Origin of the sequence: Pontibacter qinzhouensis, assembly GCF_008017455.1 — a bacterium.
In the GTDB taxonomy this organism is placed as follows: domain Bacteria; phylum Bacteroidota; class Bacteroidia; order Cytophagales; family Hymenobacteraceae; genus Pontibacter; species Pontibacter qinzhouensis.
On the sequence record NZ_VRTY01000038.1, the window covers coordinates 29,885 to 53,735 of the forward strand.

Annotated in this window: 22 protein-coding genes; 14 read left to right on the forward strand and 8 right to left on the reverse strand. The window is 48.3% G+C overall.

What is annotated here, in order from left to right; all coding sequences use genetic code 11:
- Positions 1-146: 146 nt before the first annotated feature.
- The 5 genes from FVR03_RS11455 to lgt all read left to right on the forward strand — a co-directional run bounded on the left by FVR03_RS11455 (position 147) and on the right by lgt (position 5,807).
- Positions 147-383 (forward strand): acyl carrier protein, encoded by a 237-nt coding sequence (locus tag FVR03_RS11455; protein WP_018477241.1) that lies wholly within the window; start codon positions 147-149, stop codon positions 381-383.
- Positions 384-448: 65 nt separating this feature from the next.
- The gene (fabF, locus tag FVR03_RS11460; RefSeq protein WP_147921891.1) at positions 449-1,702 is read left to right on the forward strand and encodes a beta-ketoacyl-ACP synthase II; all 1,254 of its coding nucleotides are present in this window, start codon (positions 449-451) and stop codon (positions 1,700-1,702) included.
- A gap of 65 nt (positions 1,703-1,767) precedes the next feature.
- On the forward strand, positions 1,768-2,442 hold the full coding sequence (gene rnc / locus FVR03_RS11465; protein ID WP_255474180.1) for a ribonuclease III: 675 nt from the start codon (positions 1,768-1,770) through the stop codon (positions 2,440-2,442).
- 403 nt (positions 2,443-2,845) lie between these two features.
- Positions 2,846-4,726, forward strand: a complete 1,881-nt coding sequence (gene nadE, locus FVR03_RS11470; protein WP_147921893.1) for an NAD(+) synthase — start codon at positions 2,846-2,848, stop codon at positions 4,724-4,726.
- A gap of 211 nt (positions 4,727-4,937) precedes the next feature.
- A complete protein-coding gene (gene lgt, locus FVR03_RS11475; protein ID WP_147921894.1) occupies positions 4,938-5,807 on the forward strand; it encodes a prolipoprotein diacylglyceryl transferase in 870 nt (289 codons plus the stop codon).
- A gap of 136 nt (positions 5,808-5,943) precedes the next feature.
- On the opposite strand, the gene FVR03_RS11480 is transcribed toward lgt, so the two are convergent.
- Positions 5,944-6,777, reverse strand: coding sequence for an NHL repeat-containing protein (locus FVR03_RS11480; protein WP_255474181.1), 834 nt, complete (start codon positions 6,775-6,777; stop codon positions 5,944-5,946).
- A gap of 147 nt (positions 6,778-6,924) precedes the next feature.
- On the opposite strand from FVR03_RS11480, the gene FVR03_RS11485 reads away from it, so the two are divergent.
- Positions 6,925-7,320, forward strand: a complete 396-nt coding sequence (locus FVR03_RS11485; protein ID WP_147921896.1) for a VOC family protein — start codon at positions 6,925-6,927, stop codon at positions 7,318-7,320.
- Between the two features lie 166 nt (positions 7,321-7,486).
- Here the strand turns inward: FVR03_RS11485 and cdd are convergent, their stop codons facing one another.
- Entirely contained in the window at positions 7,487-7,981 is a 495-nt protein-coding gene (cdd, locus tag FVR03_RS11490; protein ID WP_147921897.1) for a cytidine deaminase, read from the reverse strand.
- Between the two features lie 111 nt (positions 7,982-8,092).
- Between cdd and FVR03_RS11495 the strand changes: the two genes are divergently transcribed.
- Positions 8,093-9,436 (forward strand): saccharopine dehydrogenase family protein, encoded by a 1,344-nt coding sequence (locus tag FVR03_RS11495; protein WP_147921898.1) that lies wholly within the window; start codon positions 8,093-8,095, stop codon positions 9,434-9,436.
- Between the two features lie 10 nt (positions 9,437-9,446).
- On the opposite strand, the gene FVR03_RS11500 is transcribed toward FVR03_RS11495, so the two are convergent.
- From FVR03_RS11500 to aroQ, 5 genes are all read right to left on the reverse strand, one after another.
- Positions 9,447-10,163: a tRNA1(Val) (adenine(37)-N6)-methyltransferase gene (locus FVR03_RS11500; protein WP_147921899.1), complete on the reverse strand. Its 717-nt coding sequence runs from the start codon at positions 10,161-10,163 to the stop codon at positions 9,447-9,449.
- Positions 10,164-10,337: 174 nt separating this feature from the next.
- Positions 10,338-10,802, reverse strand: coding sequence for a ribonuclease HI (gene rnhA / locus FVR03_RS11505; protein ID WP_147921900.1), 465 nt, complete (start codon positions 10,800-10,802; stop codon positions 10,338-10,340).
- Positions 10,803-10,978: 176 nt separating this feature from the next.
- Entirely contained in the window at positions 10,979-11,545 is a 567-nt protein-coding gene (locus tag FVR03_RS11510) for a MarC family protein (RefSeq protein WP_147921901.1), read from the reverse strand.
- A 61-nt stretch (positions 11,546-11,606) separates the two neighbouring features.
- Positions 11,607-12,674, reverse strand: coding sequence for an aminotransferase class V-fold PLP-dependent enzyme (locus tag FVR03_RS11515; RefSeq protein WP_147921902.1), 1,068 nt, complete (start codon positions 12,672-12,674; stop codon positions 11,607-11,609).
- Between the two features lie 72 nt (positions 12,675-12,746).
- Positions 12,747-13,202 carry a type II 3-dehydroquinate dehydratase gene (gene aroQ, locus FVR03_RS11520; RefSeq protein WP_147921903.1) on the reverse strand — a complete coding sequence of 152 codons (456 nt, stop codon included), beginning with the start codon at positions 13,200-13,202 and terminating at the stop codon, positions 12,747-12,749.
- 336 nt (positions 13,203-13,538) lie between these two features.
- Here aroQ and xerD point away from each other — a divergent pair, with 336 nt between their 5' ends.
- The 5 genes from xerD (at position 13,539) to lolA1 (ending at position 20,258) form a co-directional block, all read left to right on the forward strand.
- Positions 13,539-14,438 (forward strand): site-specific tyrosine recombinase XerD, encoded by a 900-nt coding sequence (xerD, locus tag FVR03_RS11525; protein ID WP_147921904.1) that lies wholly within the window; start codon positions 13,539-13,541, stop codon positions 14,436-14,438.
- Between the two features lie 353 nt (positions 14,439-14,791).
- Positions 14,792-15,259 carry a MaoC family dehydratase gene (locus tag FVR03_RS11530; RefSeq protein ID WP_147921905.1) on the forward strand — a complete coding sequence of 156 codons (468 nt, stop codon included), beginning with the start codon at positions 14,792-14,794 and terminating at the stop codon, positions 15,257-15,259.
- A gap of 543 nt (positions 15,260-15,802) precedes the next feature.
- Complete coding sequence (locus FVR03_RS11535) at positions 15,803-16,834, forward strand: quinone-dependent dihydroorotate dehydrogenase (RefSeq protein ID WP_147921906.1); 1,032 nt, start codon at positions 15,803-15,805, stop codon at positions 16,832-16,834.
- A gap of 77 nt (positions 16,835-16,911) precedes the next feature.
- Positions 16,912-19,590 carry an FtsK/SpoIIIE family DNA translocase gene (locus tag FVR03_RS11540; RefSeq protein WP_147921907.1) on the forward strand — a complete coding sequence of 893 codons (2,679 nt, stop codon included), beginning with the start codon at positions 16,912-16,914 and terminating at the stop codon, positions 19,588-19,590.
- Between the two features lie 23 nt (positions 19,591-19,613).
- Entirely contained in the window at positions 19,614-20,258 is a 645-nt protein-coding gene (gene lolA1, locus FVR03_RS11545) for an outer membrane lipoprotein periplasmic chaperone LolA1 (RefSeq protein ID WP_147921908.1), read from the forward strand.
- Positions 20,259-20,575: 317 nt separating this feature from the next.
- Here lolA1 and FVR03_RS11550 read toward each other — a convergent pair whose 3' ends face one another.
- Entirely contained in the window at positions 20,576-20,962 is a 387-nt protein-coding gene (locus FVR03_RS11550) for a hypothetical protein (RefSeq protein ID WP_147921909.1), read from the reverse strand.
- Between the two features lie 162 nt (positions 20,963-21,124).
- Between FVR03_RS11550 and pyrF the strand changes: the two genes are divergently transcribed.
- Together pyrF and FVR03_RS11560 are read left to right on the forward strand one after the other, a co-directional pair.
- The gene (gene pyrF, locus FVR03_RS11555) at positions 21,125-21,946 is read left to right on the forward strand and encodes an orotidine-5'-phosphate decarboxylase (RefSeq protein ID WP_147921910.1); all 822 of its coding nucleotides are present in this window, start codon (positions 21,125-21,127) and stop codon (positions 21,944-21,946) included.
- Between the two features lie 786 nt (positions 21,947-22,732).
- A partial coding sequence (locus FVR03_RS11560) for a DUF2851 family protein (protein WP_147921911.1) occupies positions 22,733-23,851 on the forward strand: 1,119 nt, incomplete at its 3' end.

A 23,851-nucleotide genomic window follows, 5' to 3' on the forward strand; every position in this document is an offset into this window, starting at 1 on the left:
AACAATCCCAAAAATAAGATTCTTCGTCCGTAAAACTACATATAAGGTATAAAACTTTTCAAAAGAGACGAATGCCGTAATTTTTTTTGATATTGTCTGCTGAAATATATTTCTTTGCACTGTGTTTTAATTAACTATAAGAAAAAATGTCGGAAATCGCAGAAAAAGTAAAGGCTATCATCATTGATAAGCTTGGTGTTGAAGAATCAGAGGTAACCCCGGAAGCAAGCTTCACGAACGATCTTGGCGCTGATTCATTAGATACTGTTGAGCTTATCATGGAATTCGAGAAAGAGTTCAACGTATCTATTCCAGATGATCAGGCTGAAAATATTGCAACTGTAGGTCAGGCGGTAAGCTACCTGGAAGAACACGCAAAATAGTGCCCCAATCATCACGCTATTATTTTAGTTAAACATTTCTACTATCTATCCTCTACTAACAGCTTATGGAGCTTAAGAGAGTTGTAGTTACTGGGCTAGGCGCACTCACGCCAATCGGAAACACTGTTGCAGATTACTGGAACGGTCTTTCTAATGGCGTGAGTGGAGCTGCGCCTACTACACGTTTCGATGCCGGTAAATTCAAGACGCAGTTTGCGTGTGAAGTGAAGGGATACGTGCCAGAGAACTACTTCGACCGTAAGGAGGCCCGCAAAATGGACCTCTTTTCGCAATTCGCAATGGTTGTGGCTGATGAAGCTGTAAAAGATGCCAACCTCGTGGAAGGCACTTACGACCCGGGCCGTGTTGGCGTTATCTGGGGTTCAGGTATTGGCGGGCTGCGCACTTTTCAGGAAGAATGCGTGAACTTTGCCAATGGCGACGGAACCCCCCGCTTCAACCCGTTCTTCATCCCGAAAATGATTGTCGATATCAGCGCCGGCCATATTTCAATAAAGTATGGTTTCCGGGGTCCGAACTTTTCTACAGTCTCTGCCTGTGCTTCTGCCACAAACGCCCTCATCGACTCCTTTAACTATATCCGCCTGGGTATGGCCGATGTGATCGTGAGCGGAGGTTCTGAAGCAGCTGTAACAGAAGCAGGTATAGGTGGTTTTAACGCCCTGAAAGCCCTTTCGGAGCGTAACGACTCTCCTGAAACAGCCTCCCGCCCCTTCGACAAAGACCGCGACGGTTTTGTGTTAGGTGAAGGTGCCGGTGCCCTGATTTTAGAAGAGTATGAGCATGCCAAAAAGCGTGGCGCCAAAATCTACGCCGAAATCATCGGTGGCGGTATGTCAGCAGATGCTTACCACATTACAGCACCTCACCCTGAAGGCCTTGGAGCCCTGAACGTGATGCAGAATGTACTGCGCGATGCCAACATCAAACCAGAAGATGTTGATTACATAAACGTGCACGGTACCTCTACACCACTGGGCGATGTGAGCGAGGTAAAAGCGATCCAGACGGTGTTCGGAGAGCATGCCTACAAACTCAACATCAGCTCAACCAAATCGATGACCGGCCACTTGCTCGGTGCAGCTGGAGCCATAGAGGCTATTGCCTGTATACTGGCAATTCAGCACCAGGAGGTGCCGCCTACCATCAATCACTTTACCGACGACGAGAGTTTCGACCCGGGCCTGAACTTCACGTTCAACAAAGCCCAGAAACGCGATATAAAGGTAGCGCTTAGCAATACCTTTGGATTTGGTGGCCATAATACATCTGTTTTATTCCGTCAACTGAACGATTAGTGTTTGGTCCTATTAAACCGGTACGGCGCTTTTACCAACGTATTTTTACTAAGGATAAAGAATTAGTGCGCGCTGTTGCCGGCATAATAGGTGTTACGCCGGACAACATTCGCCTTTATAAGCTTGCCCTGACCCATACTTCGTATGCCCGGCAGGCATCTGGCAGCAAGCACGACACAAACGAGCGACTGGAGTTTTTAGGCGATGCTATACTAGGCGCAGTGGTGGCGGAACTGCTGTTTAAAAAATTCCCCTACGAAGACGAAGGCTTTCTGACAGAAATTCGCTCACGCATCGTAAACCGCGAATCGCTGAACCAGATGGCCTTAAAGATCGGCCTGAACCTGCTTATTAAAGTAGATTTGGCAGGGCAGGGGCCACGGCACAAATCGGTTAACGGTAATGCCCTGGAGGCATTAGTAGGTGCTATTTACCTCGATAAAGGCTACGACAAAACGCGGCACTTTATACTTGGTAAACTCATAAAACCGCACATAGACCTGCACCAACTGGTAAACACGGTGTCGAACTTCAAGAGCAAACTTATTGAGTGGGCGCAGAGCCAGAACATGGAAATCAGGTTCGAAATTGTGAAGCGTAAGCAGCAGGGCAATACAACCGAGTTTACCTGCGAGGTATACATAGATGGCAAACCCATTGCCATTGGTGTAGGCCTTTCTAAAAAGAAAGCCGACCAGGCAGCTGCTGAAAAATCGCTGGCTTTGCTAAATATTAGTTAAGGCTTCTACTTTCCTTTTTAAGTCAACTGTACCTTCTGTTTCTGGAATGGAGCAGTTGGTTTGGAAGAGGAACACCGGCTGCGCTTGGTAATAATCCTATCCTGCACAGGCAGCTCAGCTACTCCACTACCAATTATTCTAATGTTTTTGCCCTTCCAAAAGATTTTTGGCTCATTTTAGCCAAGGGTTGGCAGGATTTGCCTTTTTCCATTAGTCCTTTACTTGCTTTCAGGCTTAGCTAAACGGAGCTTACATCTTGGTATGGAGGCTTCTGTCTGGCTTAATTCTCATGTCTACCTGGCGTCTCATTTGTTTCTTTATATAGTAAAAAGTCTATCTTTTTGCTAGTTTTTTAATGGCAGCGCTTAACTTGCCAGGGCATAGTTGCGTTAGAAAACCCGATATGGAAGATACAAGACTTATACTGGCTGGTGCCGCGCTTAACCAGACACCACTAGACTGGGAGGCAAATCTCCTGAATATAAAAAATGCCATCGACGAGGCTACATCTCATAACGTTCACATCTTGCTGTTGCCGGAGCTCTGCATTACCGGCTACGGCTGCGAAGACCTGTTCCTGAGCCCCTGGCTGGCCGATAAAGTCTTTGAAAAGCTGCTGGAGGTAAAAGAGTGGTGCGATGGGTTAACGGTGTGCCTGGGAGTGCATATTATCCATAAGCGCGATGTGTACAATACGGCCTGCGTCATTAAAAACAGGCAGATTGTCGGCTTTACGGCAAAGCAGTTCCTGGCCCGGGACGGGGTGCACTATGAGCCGCGCTGGTTTACGCCATGGCCCGCTAACCAGGTAGAGGAGTTCGAGATGCTGGGGCAACGGTATCCCATCGGCGATATAATTTACCAGGAACAGGGCGTAAAATTTGCCTTCGAGATTTGTGAGGATGCCTGGCGACCCGACCGCCCTGCAGAGCGCCATATGCCCAAAGGTGTGCAACTGATTCTGAACCCGAGCGCCAGCCACTTTGCCTTAAGTAAAACCGATCTGCGGCACCGGCTGGTGGTGGAGGCCTCTAAAAAATACCAGTGTGCGTACCTCTATGCGAACCTGCTTGGCAACGAAGCTGGCCGCATGATTTACGATGGCGAAGTGCTGATAGCCCAGAACGGCAAGTTGATCAGGCGCAACGAGCTGCTGTGCTTTAAAGATGTAGACCTGGAGTTTGCAGAAGTATGCTTTGGCCAAGATCCGGAGATAGCCGAAACCATTGAATACCTTCCGCCCATAGATGAGATTAAAGAAGTAATTGCGGCCCTCTCGCTGGGCTTGTTCGATTATATGCGCAAAAGCTACAGCCGGGGCTTTGTACTCTCGCTGAGTGGTGGCGCAGACTCCTCGCTTTGTGCCGTGGCCGTGGCCGAAATGGTGCGCCGTGGTATCGAGAGTTTAGGTGTAACGCTGTTTGTAGCCAAAACCCGCATGTTCGGTATTCCGGAGCTTTCGCATTTCGACTCTATTCTGGAGGAGCAGGCACGTAAAGAACTGGTGGGGCACCTGCTGACCTGTGCATATCAGGGTACTGTCAATTCTTCCGACGATACCTATATTTCTGCCAAAGAGCTGGCGGCCTCTATTGGTGCCAAATTCCATAGCTGGACCATTGATGACGAAGTAGCAGGATATTCCTCTAAAATAGAAAATGCCATAGAACGCCCGCTTACCTGGGAGCAGGACGATATTACGTTGCAGAATATACAGGCCAGAGTACGTGCCCCTGCCATCTGGATGCTGGCCAATATCAACAATGCGCTGCTCATGGCAACCTCTAACCGAAGTGAGGCTGCCGTAGGCTACGCAACCATGGATGGCGACACGGCCGGTAGTATATCGCCGATTGCCGGCATCGACAAGGCTTTTCTGCGCCAGGTCCTCATCTGGATGCAGACGGAGTTAGGCTATGAAGGACTGCAATATGTAAACAAGCTGCAGCCAACCGCCGAACTGCGTCCTGCCGAAGAGGCCCAGACCGACGAAAAGGACCTGATGCCCTACGAGATTCTGAACCAGATTGAGCGACTGGCTTTTTACGAGCGCGTTTCGCCGCAGCAGGTGCTGGATAAACTGGTTGCCGATGGTATTGCTCCTGAAACAGCCCAGGAATATATTCAGAAGTTCTACAGGCTCTGGACCCGTAACCAATGGAAACGCGAGCGCTATGCCCCAGCCTTCCACCTCGACGATTATAACCTCGACCCGCGCAGCTGGCTCCGCTTTCCGATTCTGAGTGGTGGCTACCGCGATGAGCTGCAGCAGCTAAAGTCTTAAGTGGCACAGGCAAGCATAAGACCCTTGACCTAAAAAAGCCTGAAAACCTTCTGAAGGCTGTTTTCATTCGCATAATTTACGCGGCACTGGCTGTACTAAACCAGCAGGTGCCGCGTTTCGCTTTATTAAGAGGTAGCCACGGGCTAAGTGGTTACACCTATTTTTTACCTTTCTGATTTATTGTAACTTTGGCAGGTCTATCCTTAGCTCTATGAGTATACTGAACTATATTACCTGGAACGTAGATCCAGAGATCTTTTCTATCGGCCCGCTTTCTATCCGTTGGTACGGCTTGCTTTTCGCCCTGGGCTTTGTAATCGGGCAACGCATCCTCACTAAAATTTATGTTGCCGAAGGCCGCACCGAAGGCGACGTAGATGTGATAACCCTCTACATGATTATCGGCACTGTAATAGGAGCGAGGCTCGGCCACACCCTTTTCTACGACCCAGCCTACTACCTGAGCAACCCTATAAAAATTCTGATGATCTGGGAAGGCGGACTTGCCAGCCACGGTGCTACCATCGGTATTTTGCTGGCGCTCTGGTTTTTCAGCCGCAAGCAAAAGCTCGATTACATGTGGGTGCTCGACCGGATTGTAATAGTCGTAGCCTTAGGTGGTGCCCTTATACGCCTCGGCAACCTCATGAACTCCGAAATTATCGGGCAGCCAACTAATGTGCCCTGGGCGTTTTTGTTTGAGCGCAACAACGAGGTAATAAACGGCGTGCGTGCCTCTGCAGACCCTCGACACCCAACACAGCTCTACGAATCGCTATCGGTTTTTTTGCTGTTTGTGCTTTTGTATTGGTTATGGAACAAATACAGAAGCCATTTGCCAAAAGGCCTGTTGTTCGGCATCTTCGTTACGGCGTTATTTTCGTTCCGTTTCCTGGTAGAATTCCTGAAAGAGAATCAGGTGGACTTTGAAGACACGCTTGCCCTGAACATGGGGCAGATCCTGAGCATTCCGCTCATTCTGGCTGGAATCGTTATCCTGATTCGGGTATGGCAAAAGCCTGTAGCTGTGCAACCCGACGGGAAGAGGCTCGAAGCGCATCCCGTTGGCAGCAGTAAGTAAGACCCTTGACTAAAAATAAAGGAATTCGCTTTGGAAGGCCAATTTCATTTGAATAATTCAACATGCACAGACAAGGCCGGCACTAGTTGCCGGCCTTGTCTGCTATAAAGTATTTCTAAAACAGGAGTGGGTTTTACTAGAGCGTGTATTTGTAGAGATTACCGCCCTCGCTCGTAATAACCAGCATTTTGTCTGTTTCAAAAGCCACAGCCTCTGTCTGTCCGGCACCTCGCAGACTTACCTCTTTGTATTTGCCATCGTAGAATTTCTCCGGGTTCTTTACCTGCTGAAATATATGTAGTTTTTCTTTGCTGATGAGCACCACTTCTTTACCGCTCGGGCTAATGGCGGCACCCGTAATGGCAGCTGGTATTTTGTGGCTCCCGATCAGCTTGGCCTGTTGCTTTCCGGCTTTAGCAGTTACTCTGTAAATTTTGGCCGTCTGTTTTTGCCCTCGGTCTTTAGAGATAAGGTAAAGGTTGCCACCGTGCCAGAAAATAGCCTCACAATCGAAGTTCATATCTTGTTTGGCTGGCGGAAAATCTTTCTGGTCTTCGTAGCTGAACCGGATGGCCTCTGCCTTAGTATAGTCTTTTGGATTTACTTTATAAATAGCCAGCTCTTTCCGCTTGTTTTTATTGTTGCCGGTATCGGCTATATAGATGTTCCCTTTGTCGTCGCGGGCAAGGTCTTCCCAGTCTACATTCGGCAGGCCCAGTTTAATGGTTTTGGTAAGTTTCCCGCTCTTGTCGAGCTGGTAAAGGTAAGGTTTATTGCCGGCATCGTTGTGGGTCAGGTAGCCCGAGCCGTTGGGTAGTACCTCAATACCGGAGCTTTCTGAAACCTCGTCAGGCAGTGCCGCCACTTTTTCGAGAGCAGCCGGTGCGGCGGTGCTTCGCAGGAGCGGTTCGCGTAAAAAATAAAAGCTAATAGCCAGAATTGTAACAAAAGCAAAAAATATCTTGATCATAAGTTTCATAGTAAATTTTACAACGTTGCCGGGAGAGGAACGGCTACTGTAGTACGCATAGAAAATAGAAAAAGGCTGTCCTTTCTTAGAGAATTCGTAAATAGAGGTATACCTAAATAGAAATATGGTCCTAAAAATAGAAAAAGCATGGATATTCTGAAAATAAAGGAAACCTGCCTGTACGTTACCGACCTGGAGCGTACAAAAGCTTTCTATAGCCAACAGTTAGGCTTTGCCGTGATAGGAGAAGTAACAGGGCGGCACGTATTTTTCAGGGCAGGAGCTTCGGTGTTGCTCTGTTTTATAGCTGCCGCCTCAGAACAAGCCGGAACATTGCCGCCCCATTTCGGAGAAGGCCAGCTGCACCTTGCCTTTGAGGTGGAGAAAGAGCAATACGAACCCTGGAAACAGAAAATAATAAGCCAGGGCATTGCGCTGGAGCAGGAATATGACTGGGGCAACGGCTACCTCTCGTTCTACTTCCGCGACCCCGACCAGCACCTGCTGGAGGTGGTAATGTCGGGCATGTGGGAGAGAGGATGAATTTTGAGTGAATGAATGATTGAGTGAATAATTAGTTTTAGCCAAATGAGGCTTCTGCACCTACTGCTTTGCCTGCTACTTATAAAAACTAAAATTAAAGTAAATCATTTTCAAAATTCTTGATTTCCACAGCTTTAAAGCATTCACTCAATCACTCAATCAAAATTCATAACTTCAAAAGACTGTCTTTGGTGAACTGTAGCGGGAGCAGGTCCTGTACGGAGCGGCAGCGGTAAAAGGTGCCATCGGGGCCATGCAGAAGCACCGGTATAGCCTCCTGCTGCTTAAACTCGTACTCAGACATAACCTGCCGACAGGCACCGCAAGGTGTAACCGGGAGGTAGTGGAGCTGGTGTTGCCTGCGGGCGGCAACAGCAATTAATTTTACTTTCTGTTTTGGGAAATGTGCACTCATGGCAAAAAGAGCCGTACGTTCGGCGCAGAGGCCAGAGGGGTAAGCGGCGTTTTCCTGGTTGCTTCCTTTAAACAGCGAGCCGTTTTCGAGTAGCAGGGCAGCACCTACATAAAAGTTCGAATAAGGAGCATAAGCATCGTTGGCAGCTTCTTCGGCCATTTGCATGGTTTGTTGTTCTAGTTCGCTGAGCTCGTGTGCTCCGGTCAGTACATCAATTTGAATTGTAATCTGTAGCGCAGTCGCCATGTAGGTGCTTAAAGTAAAAATTAGAAAAAGGCTATAAATATAGCTTAATATCTCCTTATTAGCTAACCTGCAGGTATAATTGGCTGAACCAGGTTATAAATTTTGTAGGGTATGACCAAAAAAATACTTTTACTTGGAGCCGGAAGATCAGCTACGGTACTTATAAGCTATTTACTCGAGCATGCAGCTGCAGCGGGTTGGGAGCTTACCATTGGCGATGTGGAGGTGCAGCATCTGCAGCCAGTTTTAGCAGCTAAGGCCTTTGCCAAGGCAATAGTTATAGATGTGCAGGAGCCAACACAGCGTGCTGCCGAAGTAGAAAATGCCGATGTAGTCATTTCGCTTTTGCCTGCAGCTTTTCATGAGGTGGTGGCACGAGAATGCCTGCAGCAGGGCAAGCACCTGCTAACAGCCTCTTATATGAGCCCCGCCATACAGAGTTTGCATGAAGAAGCGCTTCAAAAAGACATTCTGATTTTGATGGAAGCCGGCCTGGACCCTGGCATCGATCATATGTCGGCTATGGCTGCACTGCACCAGATCAGGGCAAAAGGTGGGGAATTGCTGTCGTTTAAATCGTTTACAGGTGGTTTGGTGGCTCCTGAGAGTGATAACAACCCCTGGCACTACAAATTTACCTGGAACCCGCGCAATGTGGTGCTGGCAGGGCAGGGCACTGCGCGCTACATAGAAGCCGGAACCTACAAATACATTCCGTACCACCAGTTATTTACCCGCACCGAAAAAGTGGAAGTGGCAGGCTACGGCGTGTTTGAAGGCTATGCTAACCGCGACTCCCTTAGCTACAGAAAGCTGTACGGCCTGCAGCACATTCCGACCATGTTGCGGGGTACCTTGCGCAAAGAGGGCTTTTGTGAAGCCTGGAACACTTTTGTGCAACTTGGCATGACCGATGATACTTACCTGCTAGACAGCACCATAAACCTGACCAAGTGTAGTTTCCTGGAATCGTTTCTACCTCCTGCTGCAGTGCCCGGCTTACCAGTACAGCAGCGTGTAGCAAGCTACCTGCAGCTGCCCCAGGAGCACGAAGTGCTGCAAAAGCTGGCATGGCTGGGCCTGTTTTCCGAAGAACCGCTTCAAGTACAAAATGCCACACCAGCCCAAGTGCTGGAGAAGTTACTGAAAGAGAAATGGAGCCTTTCTCCCGGCGACAAAGACATGATCGTGATGCAGCACCAATTTGTGTACGAGTTGGCAGGTGAGCAGCATGAGCTGGTGTCGTGGTTGGTAGTGCAGGGCGAAGATGAGGTGCAGACGGCGATGGCGAAAACGGTAGGCCTGCCTGTGGGCATACTGGCGAAGTTGTTGCTGCAAGGTAAAATTACAAAGCGTGGCGTGGCAATTCCTACAGATAAAGAACTGTACAAACCGGTGCTGCAGGAGCTGCAGGAGTTCGGCGTTAAGTTCTCAGAAAAGGAGCAGGTTAAGTAAAGGTGCTACTTCAGAAAATGAGGTAGAAAGGCTGCAGCAGCCTGCTAAAGGCTACCGTGTACGTAACCGCATCAGCTTCCCGAATGCAGATGCTGGCAGTTGCCGGGGCAGCGGCCGCTACTCTGGTGTAAGTCTGGATGTGCCGGATGCATTTGCCACCAACACGCGTAAATACCTCCAGCCGGTGCCCCATAAATAACCCAAAGCGGGTTGCCAGTTCTTCAAAATACTGTGCTTCGGCAGGAGGGAGCAGCAGGTGCAGCTTGCCATCAGGTGTAAGTTGTGCTGCGGCAAAGGCCAGAATCTCCTCAAAAAGCAAATCGCCGGTGTGCTTGGCTGTGTCTTTTGCCTTGTCTCCTGATTTTAAGGAACTCAGAAAGAACGGCGGATTCGATAAGATAACATCATACTGGTGCTGACAAGTTTTGGCAAACTCTTGCAAACTCTGCGGGTGCAAGTGTAGCCGGTTTGCCCAGGGGCTGGCGGCAAAGTTCTCCGCTGCCTGCTGCTGAGCCTCCGGGTTAATTTCTACCGCATCAATCTCTGCTCCTGACCGCTGTGCCACCATCAGGGCCAGTAGTCCGGTTCCGGTGCCAATATCCATTATCCGTTGCGCTCGCTCCACCTCCACAACTGCTCCAAATAAGCAAGAGTCCGTGCAAACCTTCATAGCGCACTTCTCCTGCTCCACTCGAAACTGCTTAAACTGAAAGTAGGTGTTAGGCATTCTTTTAATTTTGAATTTTGAGTGGAAATTGATTTGAAAATTTGGAAATCTGAAGATTTGAAAATGTCAGGTATTTATTCGAATTTATATGCAGCAGCGGGTGCCGAAAGGAATTTTATTGGAAATTTCTACTCACTCACTCATTCACTCAATCTCTCAATCTCTCATTCAAAATTACTTAGAATTAAACTGGCCTGATTCGAAGCCTTCATCTATGAGCAGGTTAGGGGAGAGGGCGCTGGCAACGGCTAGTTGGTCGCAGCGTTCGTTTTCGGGGTGGCCGGCGTGGCCTCTTATCCAGACAAACTTTACGTTGTGCTTGGCATATACGCGCAGAAACCTGGCCCACAGATCGCCGTTGGCTTTACCGGAAAAACCTTTTTTCTGCCAGCCAAATACCCAGCGTTGTTCCACGGCATCTACCACATATTTAGAGTCGGAGTAAATGGTAACCGGTATGCCTGGCTTGGTAATAGCTTCGAGACCTACAATAACAGCCAGCAGTTCCATGCGGTTGTTCGTGGTTTTCCGGTAACCGGCAGTCAGTTCTTTTTCATGCTGCTTCCAGCGCAGAATCGTTCCGTAGCCTCCAGGCCCAGGGTTACCACGCGAAGCTCCGTCTGTAAATAGCTCGATCATAGTTTAAATTTTGAATGAGTGAAATGTAATTTTGAATGAGTGGATGAGTGATTGAGTGAATAGATATTTTGGATGAAAGTGCTTTTCTGTAGCTGCTATATGTAGGGTTAAATAAATAGTAAGCATTTTCAAATCTCCAAATTTTCAAATCATTTTCACTCATTCAACATTCAAAACTAAAGAGGCAGGTTGCTTTTGAAAAGTTTGATAGCGATAGCCAGCAGTATAATGCCGAAAACTTTCCTGAGAACATTTGCCCCGTCTTTACCAAGTTTACGCTCTATCCAACTCGATGATTTGAGCACAATGTACACAAACAGCAGGTTGATAACGATGCCTACCAGCACATTGGGCAGCGAGTAAGCCGCACGCAAAGAAAGCAACGTGGTCATGGTGCCAGCTCCTACAATAAGCGGGAAGGCGAGTGGCACGATGGAACCGCTTCTGGTTTCGGGGTCGGTGTGGAAAAAGTTCTTTCCCAGAATCATCTCCAGCCCGATCAGGAAAATAACAATGGCGCCTGCCATGGCAAACGACTGAAAATCGATGCCAAATAACTGCAGGATAGACTGGCCCAGAAAGAGGAACGCAATCATGAGTATGCCCGAAACAATGGTTGCCTTCTCCGATTCTATATGGCCTTCGCGTTTGCGCAGGTCTATAATTATCGGGATGGAGCCCAGAATATCGATAACGGCAAATAAAGTGAGGGTAACGGAGGCGATTTCCTTCAGGCTGAACATATGAAAATAGCTAGGTGGTGGAGCAGGTGCTAAATAAGAGGTTATACTCTGGCGCTAAGGCTCAGATCCAGCTATAGTTTTGCAGGAAAAAACGCTTCAGCTCCTCGTATTCCTCGTCTTGTATGGCCGGGAAGTTGGCAATCCGGAACGTGTTGCGCTGCCAGGGGCCGTAGCCGTTGCCCAAGCGGATATCCTGCTGCATGGCTTTTTTCTTGATATCGTCTACCAGCCGCTCGTTTGCTTGCAGCGTTATAACGGTTTTAGAACGCACCTCTTCGTTCTCTACCAGCGGCGATATTTCCGTAAACTGACTAAAGAAAGTGTATAGGTCATTGGCTCGTGCGGTCAGGTGCTCATCAAGTAGCTTTACCACCGGGCGCTCCTCCAGCAGGCGCTTCAGCAGGTAAATGTTGAGCACGTTGGGGGTGTGGGTGGTCTGGTAGTTGAGCATTTTCTCGTACATGGCCAGCAGGCTGTTGTAGTGGGCACGCTCTGCTTTCTGCTTCGCCCTGAAAATAACCCGTGGCGAGCAGGCCATAACGGCCAGACCTGCCGGCAAGCCAAAACATTTCTGCACGGAGGCAAACCAGATATCGGCTTTTATCAGTTTCAGGTTCAGGCCAGCCATAGAGGAGGTTGCATCAACGGCTATCAGCTTGTCGCGGTAGCGGTTCTGCAGGTTCAGGATGGGGGTGGCTGTTACGTGCGTGCCATTAGAGGTCTCGCTTTGGGTAAAGCAGATCAGTTCTGTATCGGAAGAAATGTTCAGGTCCTCAACCGGCATTTGCTCATTTAAATCGAAGCGGAAACTCTCTGCTTTGGGACGCAGCTTTTTGGCATAGTTATACCAGTTCTCCCCAAAAGACCCATTAAAAATATGAGAGCTTTTGTTAACAGTAAGACTCTGAATCAGGATTTCCCAGCACTCGGTGGCCGACGAGGCAAAGTAGATGTGGTAGTCCTGCGGAATATTTATTTTCTGCTTGAGTAAGCTCACTACCGTCCGCGAAAGCTGCACAAACTGGTCTCCGCGGTGCGGTGTTCCCAAAAAGCCTTCGTCGTACGCATCGGTAAGGTATTGGCGCACTTCGGGGTACACTTTGGATGGACCAGGATAAAAATTGAGCATAAAAATTCTGTTCTGAAATATCGTGTTTAGTCTATCTTTAGAGCTTAGTCAGACGTGGTTTAGCAGGCTTTGTTACGATGTTTTTGCGCCGAAGCCAATTTGCTTTGGTTTTAAACGCATAAAGTACTCCAGGGCAAGCCGGTAACTATCGAGCCCGAACCCACTGATGCTGCCTGTGCAGTACGGTGCAATCATGCTCCTATGACGATAAGCTTCGCGGGCAAACACATTAGAAATGTGCACTTCTACAACGGGCGTTTCTATGGCTTTTATGGCATCTGATAAGGCTATAGACGTGTGCGTATAAGCACCGGCATTCATTACAATGCCTTTGTAGCTGAAGCCGACTTCGTGCAGTTTGTCAATCAGAATGCCCTCGGTGTTCGATTGGAAATAGGAAAGTTCCAGGTCCGGGAATGCCGCTTTCAGCTCTTCAAAGTAAAGTTCAAAAGACTGTGTACCGTAAATGCTTTTTTCCCGGACACCCAGCAGGTTTAAGTTGGGGCCGTTCAGGATCAGTATTTTCATATGCTGGTGTTTTTGTGCCTATAAGGCTGTAATTTCAAACTTGCTCTAAACTGCAAAGGTAAGATTAACTATCTTTGCTTTATCATAGTGTAGTCAAAATAATGTGCTTATTGATTCTTGTGGTAATTGCCTAATATGCTGATGTAATACCTTTGTCTATGGTTAAATGGCTTAATTGTTAAATTGTTGATTTGTAGATGTGAAGAATCGAAGATGAATAACCGGAGCAGCCTTTTAAATTTGATCAGGAGGCTATACCCGAAACTTTTAACTACCAAGTGCCCTATTACAGAAAAGAGAGTCTAACATCTAGCATCTACAATCTAACATCTAAACATGAACTGGCCTATCTGCATAAAACAATTTGAACAGTACCTGCAGCTCGAGCGTTCGCTCTCCGGCAACTCAGTGGAGGCCTATATGCGCGACATCCGGAAGCTGACAGAGTTCTTGCAGCTAAAAGGCTATAAAGAGAGCCCGGAGCAGATGACCCCCGCCCTTGTGCGCGAGTTTCTGCAGTACGTGGCAGAACTGGGCATGACACCGCACTCGCAGGCCAGAACTTTATCGGGTGTTCGGGCATTCTACAAGTTCCTGATTATGGAAGACATGCTGGCTCACGACCCCACCGAGACCGTGGAAGCACCCAAGCTGAACCGCAAGCTCCCCGATACGCTCGATTTTCATGAGATAGAGCAACTGCTGAACGCTATCGATATGTCTACGCCGGAAGGTACGCGCAACCGGGCCATACTCGAAACGCTTTATAGCTCCGGGCTGCGGGTATCGGAGCTGCTGGACCTGAAAATGAGCAACCTTTACGAAGACATGGGCTTTCTGAAAGTGGCAGGTAAAGGCGACAAAGAGCGGCTGGTGCCCATCGGGCGAGATGCCCTGAAGCACATCAAGCTCTACCGCGAAGGCATCCGGTGCCACCTAACAGTAAAAAAAGGCCACGAAGATGTGCTGTTCCTGAACCGGCGCGGCGCCAAACTGACCCGTGTGATGGTGTTCACGATAATTAAAGACCTGGCTGCCAGGGCCAATATTCAGAAACAGGTAAGTCCGCATACCTTTCGCCACTCCTTTGCCACCCACCTGATAGAAGGCGGAGCCGACCTGCGGGCAGTGCAGGAGATGCTGGGGCACGAATCCATTACCACGACCGAAATTTACACGCACCTCGACCGCGATTACCTGAAGCAGGTGATAAAAGACTATCATCCGAGGAGTTAAGCCGCCGGAGTAGTAGATAAGCCGGTGTAAGACTCAGAAGCAATTATTCTAATAAAATAAGCCTCTAAAAGCTTCGGAGGCGATTTTTCGCCAAGGGTAAGTCTGGTAAATTAGAAGTTCTGCAGCTGTGGGCCATTTTTGTTTGTACCTCTAAAGCCACACGGCCTCTGGCTGCTTTATAGGCTTATGCAGGCACATGCTGTCGTTGCAGTTGTATAGGTTTCTCTACAGCAATTTTGCCTGAAAAACAGGTTGTGCCGCAGTTCTATCAAAAAAAGCTATCTTTAAAGCATATTAGCCAATAACTGAGCACGGTTTTCAGGTCCGATCTTTCATCATAAAAACATCTATATATGAGTATGCTTACTATCCGTAATTTTGAAGAGTTCGCGCAGCACGAAGGCGCTGAGTTGGGCGTATCAGACTACCACACCATTACGCAGCAGCAGATAAACCAGTTTGCCGATGCCACCCTCGATCACCAGTGGATTCACCTCGATGCTGAGCGCGCCAAAACAGAGTCGCCATTTAAGAGCACCATCGCCCACGGCTACCTCACCGTATCGCTGCTGCCTTACCTGTGGGGCAAAATTATAACTGTGGAGAACCTGAAAATGCAGGTGAACTACGAGATAGAAAGTCTGCGCTTTAAAGAGCCGGTGCTGGTAGAGAACCAGGTGCGCCTCAAAGCAAAACTGCTCTCCCTCAAGAACCTGCGCGGTATTGCCAAAGCCCAGATCGAGGTAACGCTGGAGATAAAAGACAGCAAAAAGCCAGCTTATACCGGTGTGGTTACTTTTCTGTACCACTTCAACGATTAGGCATCAAATTATTTGAATGAAATTAGCCCTCTGGAGGCTCTGCTGCTCCTGCTGCTGTTTTGGTGGCAGGAACAGCAGCCAACCAAGACCTCACAGTGTCTCAGGTAATAGCAGTAGTTATAATCTAATTAAAATCAAGTCGTTTTTTCTGTAATATTAGAAACTAGTAAATAATATGCCTGAAAATCTAATGCCTGGCTTTATTGATACACTCTGCTCTTCCGGACTTCTCAGTCCGGAAGTTTTCTGAAGCGGATTTCCTAATCCGCATTTATGAACATGGGGATTAGGAAATCCCCACCAGAGAGCATTCGGACTGAGAAGTCCGAATGAGCGGTGTGTTTATTAGCTCATCAGCACATTTAACCATCAGCACATTAATCAAATTATTCCAATCAAAAAGCCCTTCCGAAGGCAAAAATCGTCCAGAGAACCCTAGGCTTGGCGGCCTTTCAGCAGGAGCAACAAAAACATGCCGGCATGTCGTGCTAATTACCCCTGCCTTTCTATCTTTGCTTACCTGAAACCAACGCCCAAGCTGCCGTGTACAAAACCCTGATTCGCCCGCTCCTTTTCAAAATAGATCCCGAAAAAGTTCACTACCTGATTGTGGATGTCCTGAAAACGGGGTACAAATTGCCACTTTCTAAAACGATCAGCAACAGCCTGTTCCAGGTAACGGACCCGCGGCTGGAGCGGGAGCTGTTTGGCATTAAGTTTCCGAACCCGGTCGGGCTGGCAGCAGGTTTCGATAAAGATGCCCGGCTTATAGATGAGTTTGCCAACCTTGGCTTTGGCTTTATCGAGATCGGTACGCTTACGCCCAAGCCGCAGCCGGGCAACCCGAAGCCACGCATTTTCAGGCTCCCTCCCGATGGAGCGCTCATAAACCGGATGGGATTTAACAATGGTGGCGTAGATGCGGCCGTAGAGCGCCTGCGCAACCGGAAGAGCAAGGTGATTGTGGGTGGCAACATCGGCAAAAACAAAGTAACGCCCAACGAAGACGCTACCTCCGACTACCTCTACTGCTTTAAGGCGCTCTACGACGTGGTCGATTATTTTGCCGTAAACGTAAGCTCGCCCAACACACCCGACCTGCGGGCGCTGCAGGAAAAGGAACCACTAAAGCAACTGCTGCTGGCCCTGCAGGAGCAGAACAGCAAAATGCCGAAGGCAAAGCCTATTCTGCTTAAAATTGCCCCCGACCTGAACGAGGCCCAGCTCAACGACATCATAGAAATAGCCATAGAAGCAAAGCTGGCCGGCATTATCGCCACCAACACCACCATCAGCCGCGATGGACTAACCACGCCAAAAGCAACCGTAACCGACCTCGGCGCAGGCGGCCTCAGCGGAAAACCACTCACCAAACACTCCACCGAGATTATACGGTACCTGCGCCAGCACCTGCCGCCACACATAAAGCTCATAGGGGTAGGCGGCATTATGTCTGCAGACGATGCGCTCGAAAAGCTGCAGGCCGGAGCTGACCTGGTGCAGCTTTACACCGGATTTATCTACGAAGGCCCCGCCCTCATCAGCCAGATCAACAAGAAATTGCTTGCCGGATAATTTTTGAAATCATGCGTTTTTTGCTGAAAGGTTTCAACTGAAAAATTGTAAATTTGAAATCTTAACTTGTAGAGGGTATGGCAAAGAACACTTACAGAAACGATGCAGTTAACGCAGGGCGGGCAAGAAATGAGGTACGAGGACGCAACGAACCACGTAAAGCTAATGTTCCTTTAGGCGCTAAACCGAAGAAGGAAAAGAAGAAGTTTTCGATTAAACTGCCAAAAATCCGACTTCCGCACTTTGAGTTTGCTTTCTTAAAAGACAGGCGGCTAAAGCTTTTTGTCGGGTTCTTCTTTCTGCTTCTCTCCGTTTTCTTTACTATCGCTTTTGTGTCGTACCTCTTCACGGGGCAAGCCGACCAGAGTGTGGTGGAATCGGTAAACGGCACCACCATGAAAGAGTCGGGGCAGGAGGCGGAGAACTGGCTCGGGCTGTTCGGGGCTTATGTGTCGCATTTGTTTATTTATGAGTGGCTGGGTATCGGAGCCTTTTTCATTATCCCGATTACCTTCTTCACAGGTTGCCGCATTGTGTTTAAGCAGGTTACCATTTCTCTATCGCATGTGCTCAACTTCTGTTGCTTCTCCATGTTGTGGCTCAGTCTGGCGCTGGGTTATGGCGTGCTTGTTACCGATAAGGTTGATGCGCTTGGCTTTTTGGCCGGGGGCATCGGCATAGAATCTTCCATTTGGCTTACCAGCCTCATTAATTGGGGAACCGGCCCTCTGCTGGCTTTTCTGCTGGCAGCCTTCCTTATTTTCTTCTTTAACATCACCAGCATTAACTGGAGCAAAGTTATCATGTCTGATAACGACAAAGTGGATGTGGACAGAGGCAATGCCTCTTCGCTGGGTGATGTGCTCAACTCTAAAACACGCGGCGTAAACCAGTATGCAAACCCAACTGCCTCGCTTCATGAGCAGGAAGAGGAAGAAATGGAAGAAGAGGAACTGTTTGATGAGGAGGAGCAGTACCAGGAGGAGGAGTACGAGGAAGAAGAAGACCTGGATGAAGAGGAAGAAGCAGCCATTAACCGGGCGCTGGAAATAGAACTAAGCACCCTGAAACCGGAGCCACGGCCTGCACTGGCTAAACCAAGCGGTCCGCCAACGCTGGAGCTCGAAATAAACACGCCGCTGCCTGAGGAGCCTGAGGTACCAGTCGTGCCTTTTGTGAAGCCTGCTGCCGAACATGTAGACCTCGAAGTGGACGAAGGACCGGAGGAGGTGTTTGGTTCAGAAATGGAGAATTATGATCCGACGCTGGACCTGGCACGCTACCAGTACCCGACCATCGATCTGTTGAACGACTATGGCGCCAACAAAATTCAGGTAACCAGCGAAGAACTCAAAGCCAATTCCGATAAGATTGTGGAGACGCTGGGCAATTACAACATCGGAATCGCCAGCATTAAAGCCACCATTGGGCCAACTGTTACGCTCTACGAAATTGTGCCGGATGCCGGCGTGCGTATCTCCAAAATTAAGAACCTGGAAGACGATATTGCCCTAAGCCTTGCCGCCCTGGGTATTCGTATTATCGCGCCGATTCCAGGTAAAGGTACTATTGGTATTGAGGTGCCGAACACCAAAAAAGAAATGGTGTCGATTAAATCCATTCTCTCTACCGAAAAGTTCATGAAGAGCGACATGGACCTGCCGATTGCTTTTGGTAAGACCATCACGAACGAAGTGTTTATTACCGATTTAGCCAAAATGCCGCACTTGCTTATGGCAGGTGCTACGGGTCAGGGTAAGTCAGTGGGTCTGAACGCCATCCTTACCTCTTTGCTCTACAAGCGCCACCCTTCGCAGCTCAAGTTTGTGCTCGTAGACCCGAAAAAGGTGGAGCTCTCGCTGTTCAACAAAATAGAGCGGCACTTCCTGGCTAAACTCCCCGACACCGACGAAGCCATTATTACCGACACCAAAAAGGTTGTTAACACGCTCAACTCGCTCTGTATGGAGATGGACCAGCGTTACGACCTGCTCAAAGATGCCGGCTGCCGTAACCTGAAAGAGTATAACCGCAAGTTTGTGGAGCGTAAGCTGAACCCGAAAAAAGGCCACAAGTTTATGCCCTTTATCGTGCTGGTAATAGACGAGTTAGCCGACTTGATGATGACGGCCGGAAAAGAAGTAGAAACGCCGATAGCCCGACTCGCACAGTTGGCACGTGCCATCGGTATTCACCTGGTGGTGGCTACGCAGCGGCCATCTGTTAACGTAATTACGGGTATTATTAAAGCGAACTTCCCGGCACGTATCTCCTTTAAAGTAACCTCTAAAATCGACTCCCGCACTATTCTCGATGCCGGTGGGGCCGACCAGCTTATTGGTCAGGGCGATATGCTCTTCTCTATTGGGTCGGATATGGTGCGTATTCAGTGTGCTTTTGTGGATACACCAGAAGTAGATCGTATTTGTGATTTTATAGGGAACCAACAAGGCTACGACGATGCCTACCTGCTGCCTGAGTTTGTAGGCGATGAGAGCGGCACCGAGAAAACCGACTTCGATCCGTCGCAGCGCGATGCCATGTTCGAAGAAGCTGCCCGCATAATTGTGCAACACCAGCAGGGTAGTACCTCGCTCTTGCAACGCCGCCTGAAGCTTGGCTACAACCGCGCAGGCCGCTTAATCGACCAGTTAGAATCGGCCGGAATTGTAGGACCTTTTGAAGGTAGCAAGGCCCGGGAAGTTTTAATTACAGATGAATACAGTTTGGAACAGTTATTGAATACGATGGGTTAAGTAACAAAACCGAAATTTCTGTCATGAAAAAATTATTCTCTGTTCTGCTGGTTGTATTAACGTTAGTGAATTTGGCGAGCGCACAGCAGGACCCACAGGCTGGCAAGATTCTGAACCAGATGAGTGCCAAGTACAAGAGCATGAAAGCCTTTAAGGCTACTTTTGCTCAGACCCTGGAAAACCCATCTTCCAAAGTAAAAGAAACGATGGAAGGCGATATACTGGTAAGCGGACCAAAATACCACCTCAGCGTTAGCGGCCAGCAAATTATAAACGATGGCAAGCTGATGTGGACTTTCCTGCAGGATGTAAATGAAGTAACCATAACCGAAACAGATGCAGAGGCAGAAGCTATGTCGCCGAGCAAAATTTTCGATATGTATAAAAAAGGCTACAAATACTCGTATGCCGGTACCGAAGCTGAAGGTAACATAAAATACGATGTAATTGAGCTGGCCCCGGAAGACCGCAGCAACCCAATTTTTAAAGTGCGGCTTTACATTAACCAAAAAGACAGCACGCTTAAAAAATGGCAGATGTTCCGTAACAATGGCAACCGCTATACCTACGCCATCACTAACTTCCAGGCAAACCCTGAACTAGCCTCCGATGCTTTCACGTTTAACAAGGCAAAGCATAAAGGAGTAACTGTAGTAGACTTAAGATAAGCTTTTAACAAGTACATAAACAGGAAAGGCTGCCCCATGTGAGGCAGCCTTTCCTGTTTTAAGACCTTACAGCCCTTGACCCTTTTAAGCCATAAAAGCCTTTGGAAGGATGTTTTCCTTAGAATAATTAGTGCTGCTTGTTAGTTGTTGACTGTTAAATGGGTGAATTATTTTAAAGAGTAAATTGGAGGGGCAGCAAGCATAAACGGGTAAATTATGTTAAGTGGACCCTCGACCTACCTTAGCTGAAATTCCTTTGGAAGAGCGTTTTCATTAGAATAATTACATCTCCATTCAACACAGCTTACTTGCATGTGCTATTCTATGGTGATGGTGCGTGTTACGTACTGGTCTTGCGCCTGCCAGAACCGGAAGGTGTAAGTGCCCTTGATGGTAGGGATAAAGGTGTAGTTCGCTTTTCGGGTTGGCATATCCATGGTGCAGGCTTCTCCAACGTACACCGGATGCACAGCAATAGTGAAGGTGTTGCCTGAACGGGATTCAGAAAATTCGCCAAAACGACCGCAACCATTATTCACGGTAAAAAAAACCTCTATCGTAACAGGCTCGCCTAGTGAAGCACGTTCCGGCATAGTAAACTGCGTAACAGGAGCTGGCGTTGTGGCAGGCAGAATCACTTCGTCTTCAGAACACTGAAAGGCAGAAAAAAGAAGCAATACAAAAATCCATCGGATAGGTTTCATAGTTTTATGGGATCTGGTTCATTAAGAAGAGCCAGTTGCCACGGTAGTAGTTGCACGGCATCTTAAAAATAATAGGACCCGGAGGCAAAGCTTCTGCTTTAAAACTTTTTGGGGCAAGCCTAAACATGTAAATTTGCCAACCGATACTAACCTTTGCAGCGCATGACTAGAGCCCAGTTATTTGAACAGATTCTTCAGAAAAAGTCGTACTTGTGTGTAGGGCTCGATACTGACCCCGAAAAACTGCCAGAGCACCTGCTTGATACCGAAGATCCTGTTTTTGAGTTTAACCGCCAGATAATTGATGCCACCGCCGACCTGTGTGTGGCCTATAAACCGAACATCGCCTTTTATGAGGCACAGGGACCGGTAGGCTGGATGAGCCTTTCTAAAACGCTGCAGCACATTCCTGACAACATCTTCACCATTGCAGATGCTAAGCGCGGAGACATCGGGAACACCTCTGAGCTTTATGCACGTGCCTTCTTCGATACCATGTCTTTCGATTCTATTACCGTGGCACCGTATATGGGCTCCGATTCTGTAACGCCTTTTCTGCGGAAAGAAGGGAAATGGGTGATCCTGCTTGCCCTCACCTCCAACCCCGGCAGCCAGGATTTCCAGATGCTCCCGCTAAAGAACGGAGAACCGGAGTACTTGTTCGAGCAGGTGCTGAAAACCAGCGCCACCTGGGCAACACCAGACAATATGATGTATGTAGTAGGTGCCACCCGTGCCGATTTTGTAGAACGCGTGCGTGCCATCGTACCCGATAGTTTTCTGCTCGTACCGGGTGTAGGTGCACAGGGAGGTAGCCTGGAAGACATTTCGCGTCTGGGCATGAACAAAGAGTGTGGGCTGCTGGTAAACTCCACCCGCGCTATTATCTATGCCTCCTCCGGCCGCGACTTCGCCGAAAAAGCCCGTGAAGCCGCCCTGGAAGTGCAGCAGGAAATGGCGCAGTACCTGGAGAAGTTCCTGTAGGAGTGGAGGTTGTTGTTTAATCCTACTCTGTTTTATGAAGGATTTTAGCTTGAACCGGGAATAAGATATTCCGTTTATTTGAATATCAGAAATAAAGAAATGGAAGCAGAAGATATCAAAAATGAAATTCAAAAGGTTATAGATCAGGTAGGTACCTGAAGCTCAGCTAGACGATATGCTCCTTTATCTGAAGGAGTTTCAGGTAAAAGACAAAGGGCATAATAATGTAAACCAGCACCTTAAGAAGATATTAGAAGAAAATAAAGAGTTGTTAAAAAAAAGGTTTGCTCAATGATCACGGTTAAAGTGGTTGAGGAAATACATAATCTTCTTATTGATTAGTTTGGAGGTGCACAAAGCATAAGAGATTTTGGTGCGTTAGATGCTGCCTTGAAAAGGCCTTACGCAACTTTTAATAAAATGGAGCTGTACCCTGCTTCCATTGGAAAAGCTGTTGCAATCATTTAAAGCATTCTTACTAAATCATCCAGTTTATTGACGGAAATAGAAGAACAGGATATGTATTAATGAGACTCCTTCTATTACAAGACAATCAGGATATAGTAGCTGATCAGGATCAAAAATTTAATTTCGTGATATCTATTGCAAAAGGCGAGCTTTCTATAGAGTGTATAACAGAATGGATAAGGGCAAGGGCAAAGAAGATCCAATAAGTCCCTAAACATTTTTTCTAAAGAAATTTGAAAGACATCTGCCCATAACTTCCATTTCCACTTTTCCGTCTTTTGCTGTATTATTAACTACACAATTTGCACCTGCTACAGCATGAAAGAAGATTTTTTGTCTTACCTCTGGCAGTACCAGTACTTTGAGAAAACAGCTTTAAGCACGGCTGCAGGTGAGCAGCTGCAGGTGCTGCGGGTAGGATTTGCCAATTCCGATGCCGGACCCGATTTTCTGGAGGCGCGCCTGTGGGTGGGAGAGGTGGAGTGGTCTGGCAGCGTGGAAATCCATATTCGGGCATCAGACTGGCACCGCCACCAGCACCAGCAGGACCCGCGATACGACCAGGTAGTGCTGCATGTGGTGTGGGAGGCCGATAAACCTGTTCACCGCCGTGACGGCACCCTGGTGCCTGTGCTGGAACTGAAAAGTAAGGTAAAACCAGAAATACTGCAAACCTATCAGCAGCTGCAGAAATCCAATGATACTATTCCGTGTGCTGTCTTTTGGCCTGCAGTACCCGAAATTACTAAAACCGCCATGATGGAACGAACACTGGTGGAGCGCCTGGAGCAGAAGGGGGCAACTATTCTTCAGAACCTCACGCAGAATGGCAACGACTGGGAGCAAACGGCTTACGAGCTGCTATGCAGAGGTTTCGGCTTTAAAATAAATCAGGAGCCTTTTGAACGACTGGCCCGGGAGCTGCCGCTGGCGGTGGTACGGAAGCATCAGCAGTCGTTGTTTCAGGTGGAGGCGCTGCTGTATGGGCAGGCAGGTTTTCTGGAGCAGGAGATGCCGGAGGAGGAGTATCCACAAAAATTAGCCAAAGAATTCAGCTTTTTGAAACACAAGTACCAGCTGCAGCCCAGACTGCAGCGGCAGCATTGGAACTTCCTGCGTATGCGTCCGGCTAACTTCCCGACAGTGCGGCTGGCACAGTTGGCTGCAGTGCTGTCGGGGCATCAGCAGCTGTTTTCACGGTTCCTTTCTGCCAACGATATTAAGGCTTACGAAAAACTTTTTATGCAGCCTATGTCGGCCTACTGGCAACAGCACTACATGTTTAGCCGCGAAAATAGTACGGTGCAAACTGGCATCGGGAAGAGCAGTGCACATAACCTTATCATTAATGTGGCTGTTCCGCTGCTGGCAGCCTTTGCACAATACACACAGGAGCGGGCCTACCTGGAGAAAGCTGTAGCCTTGCTGGAGAAGGTG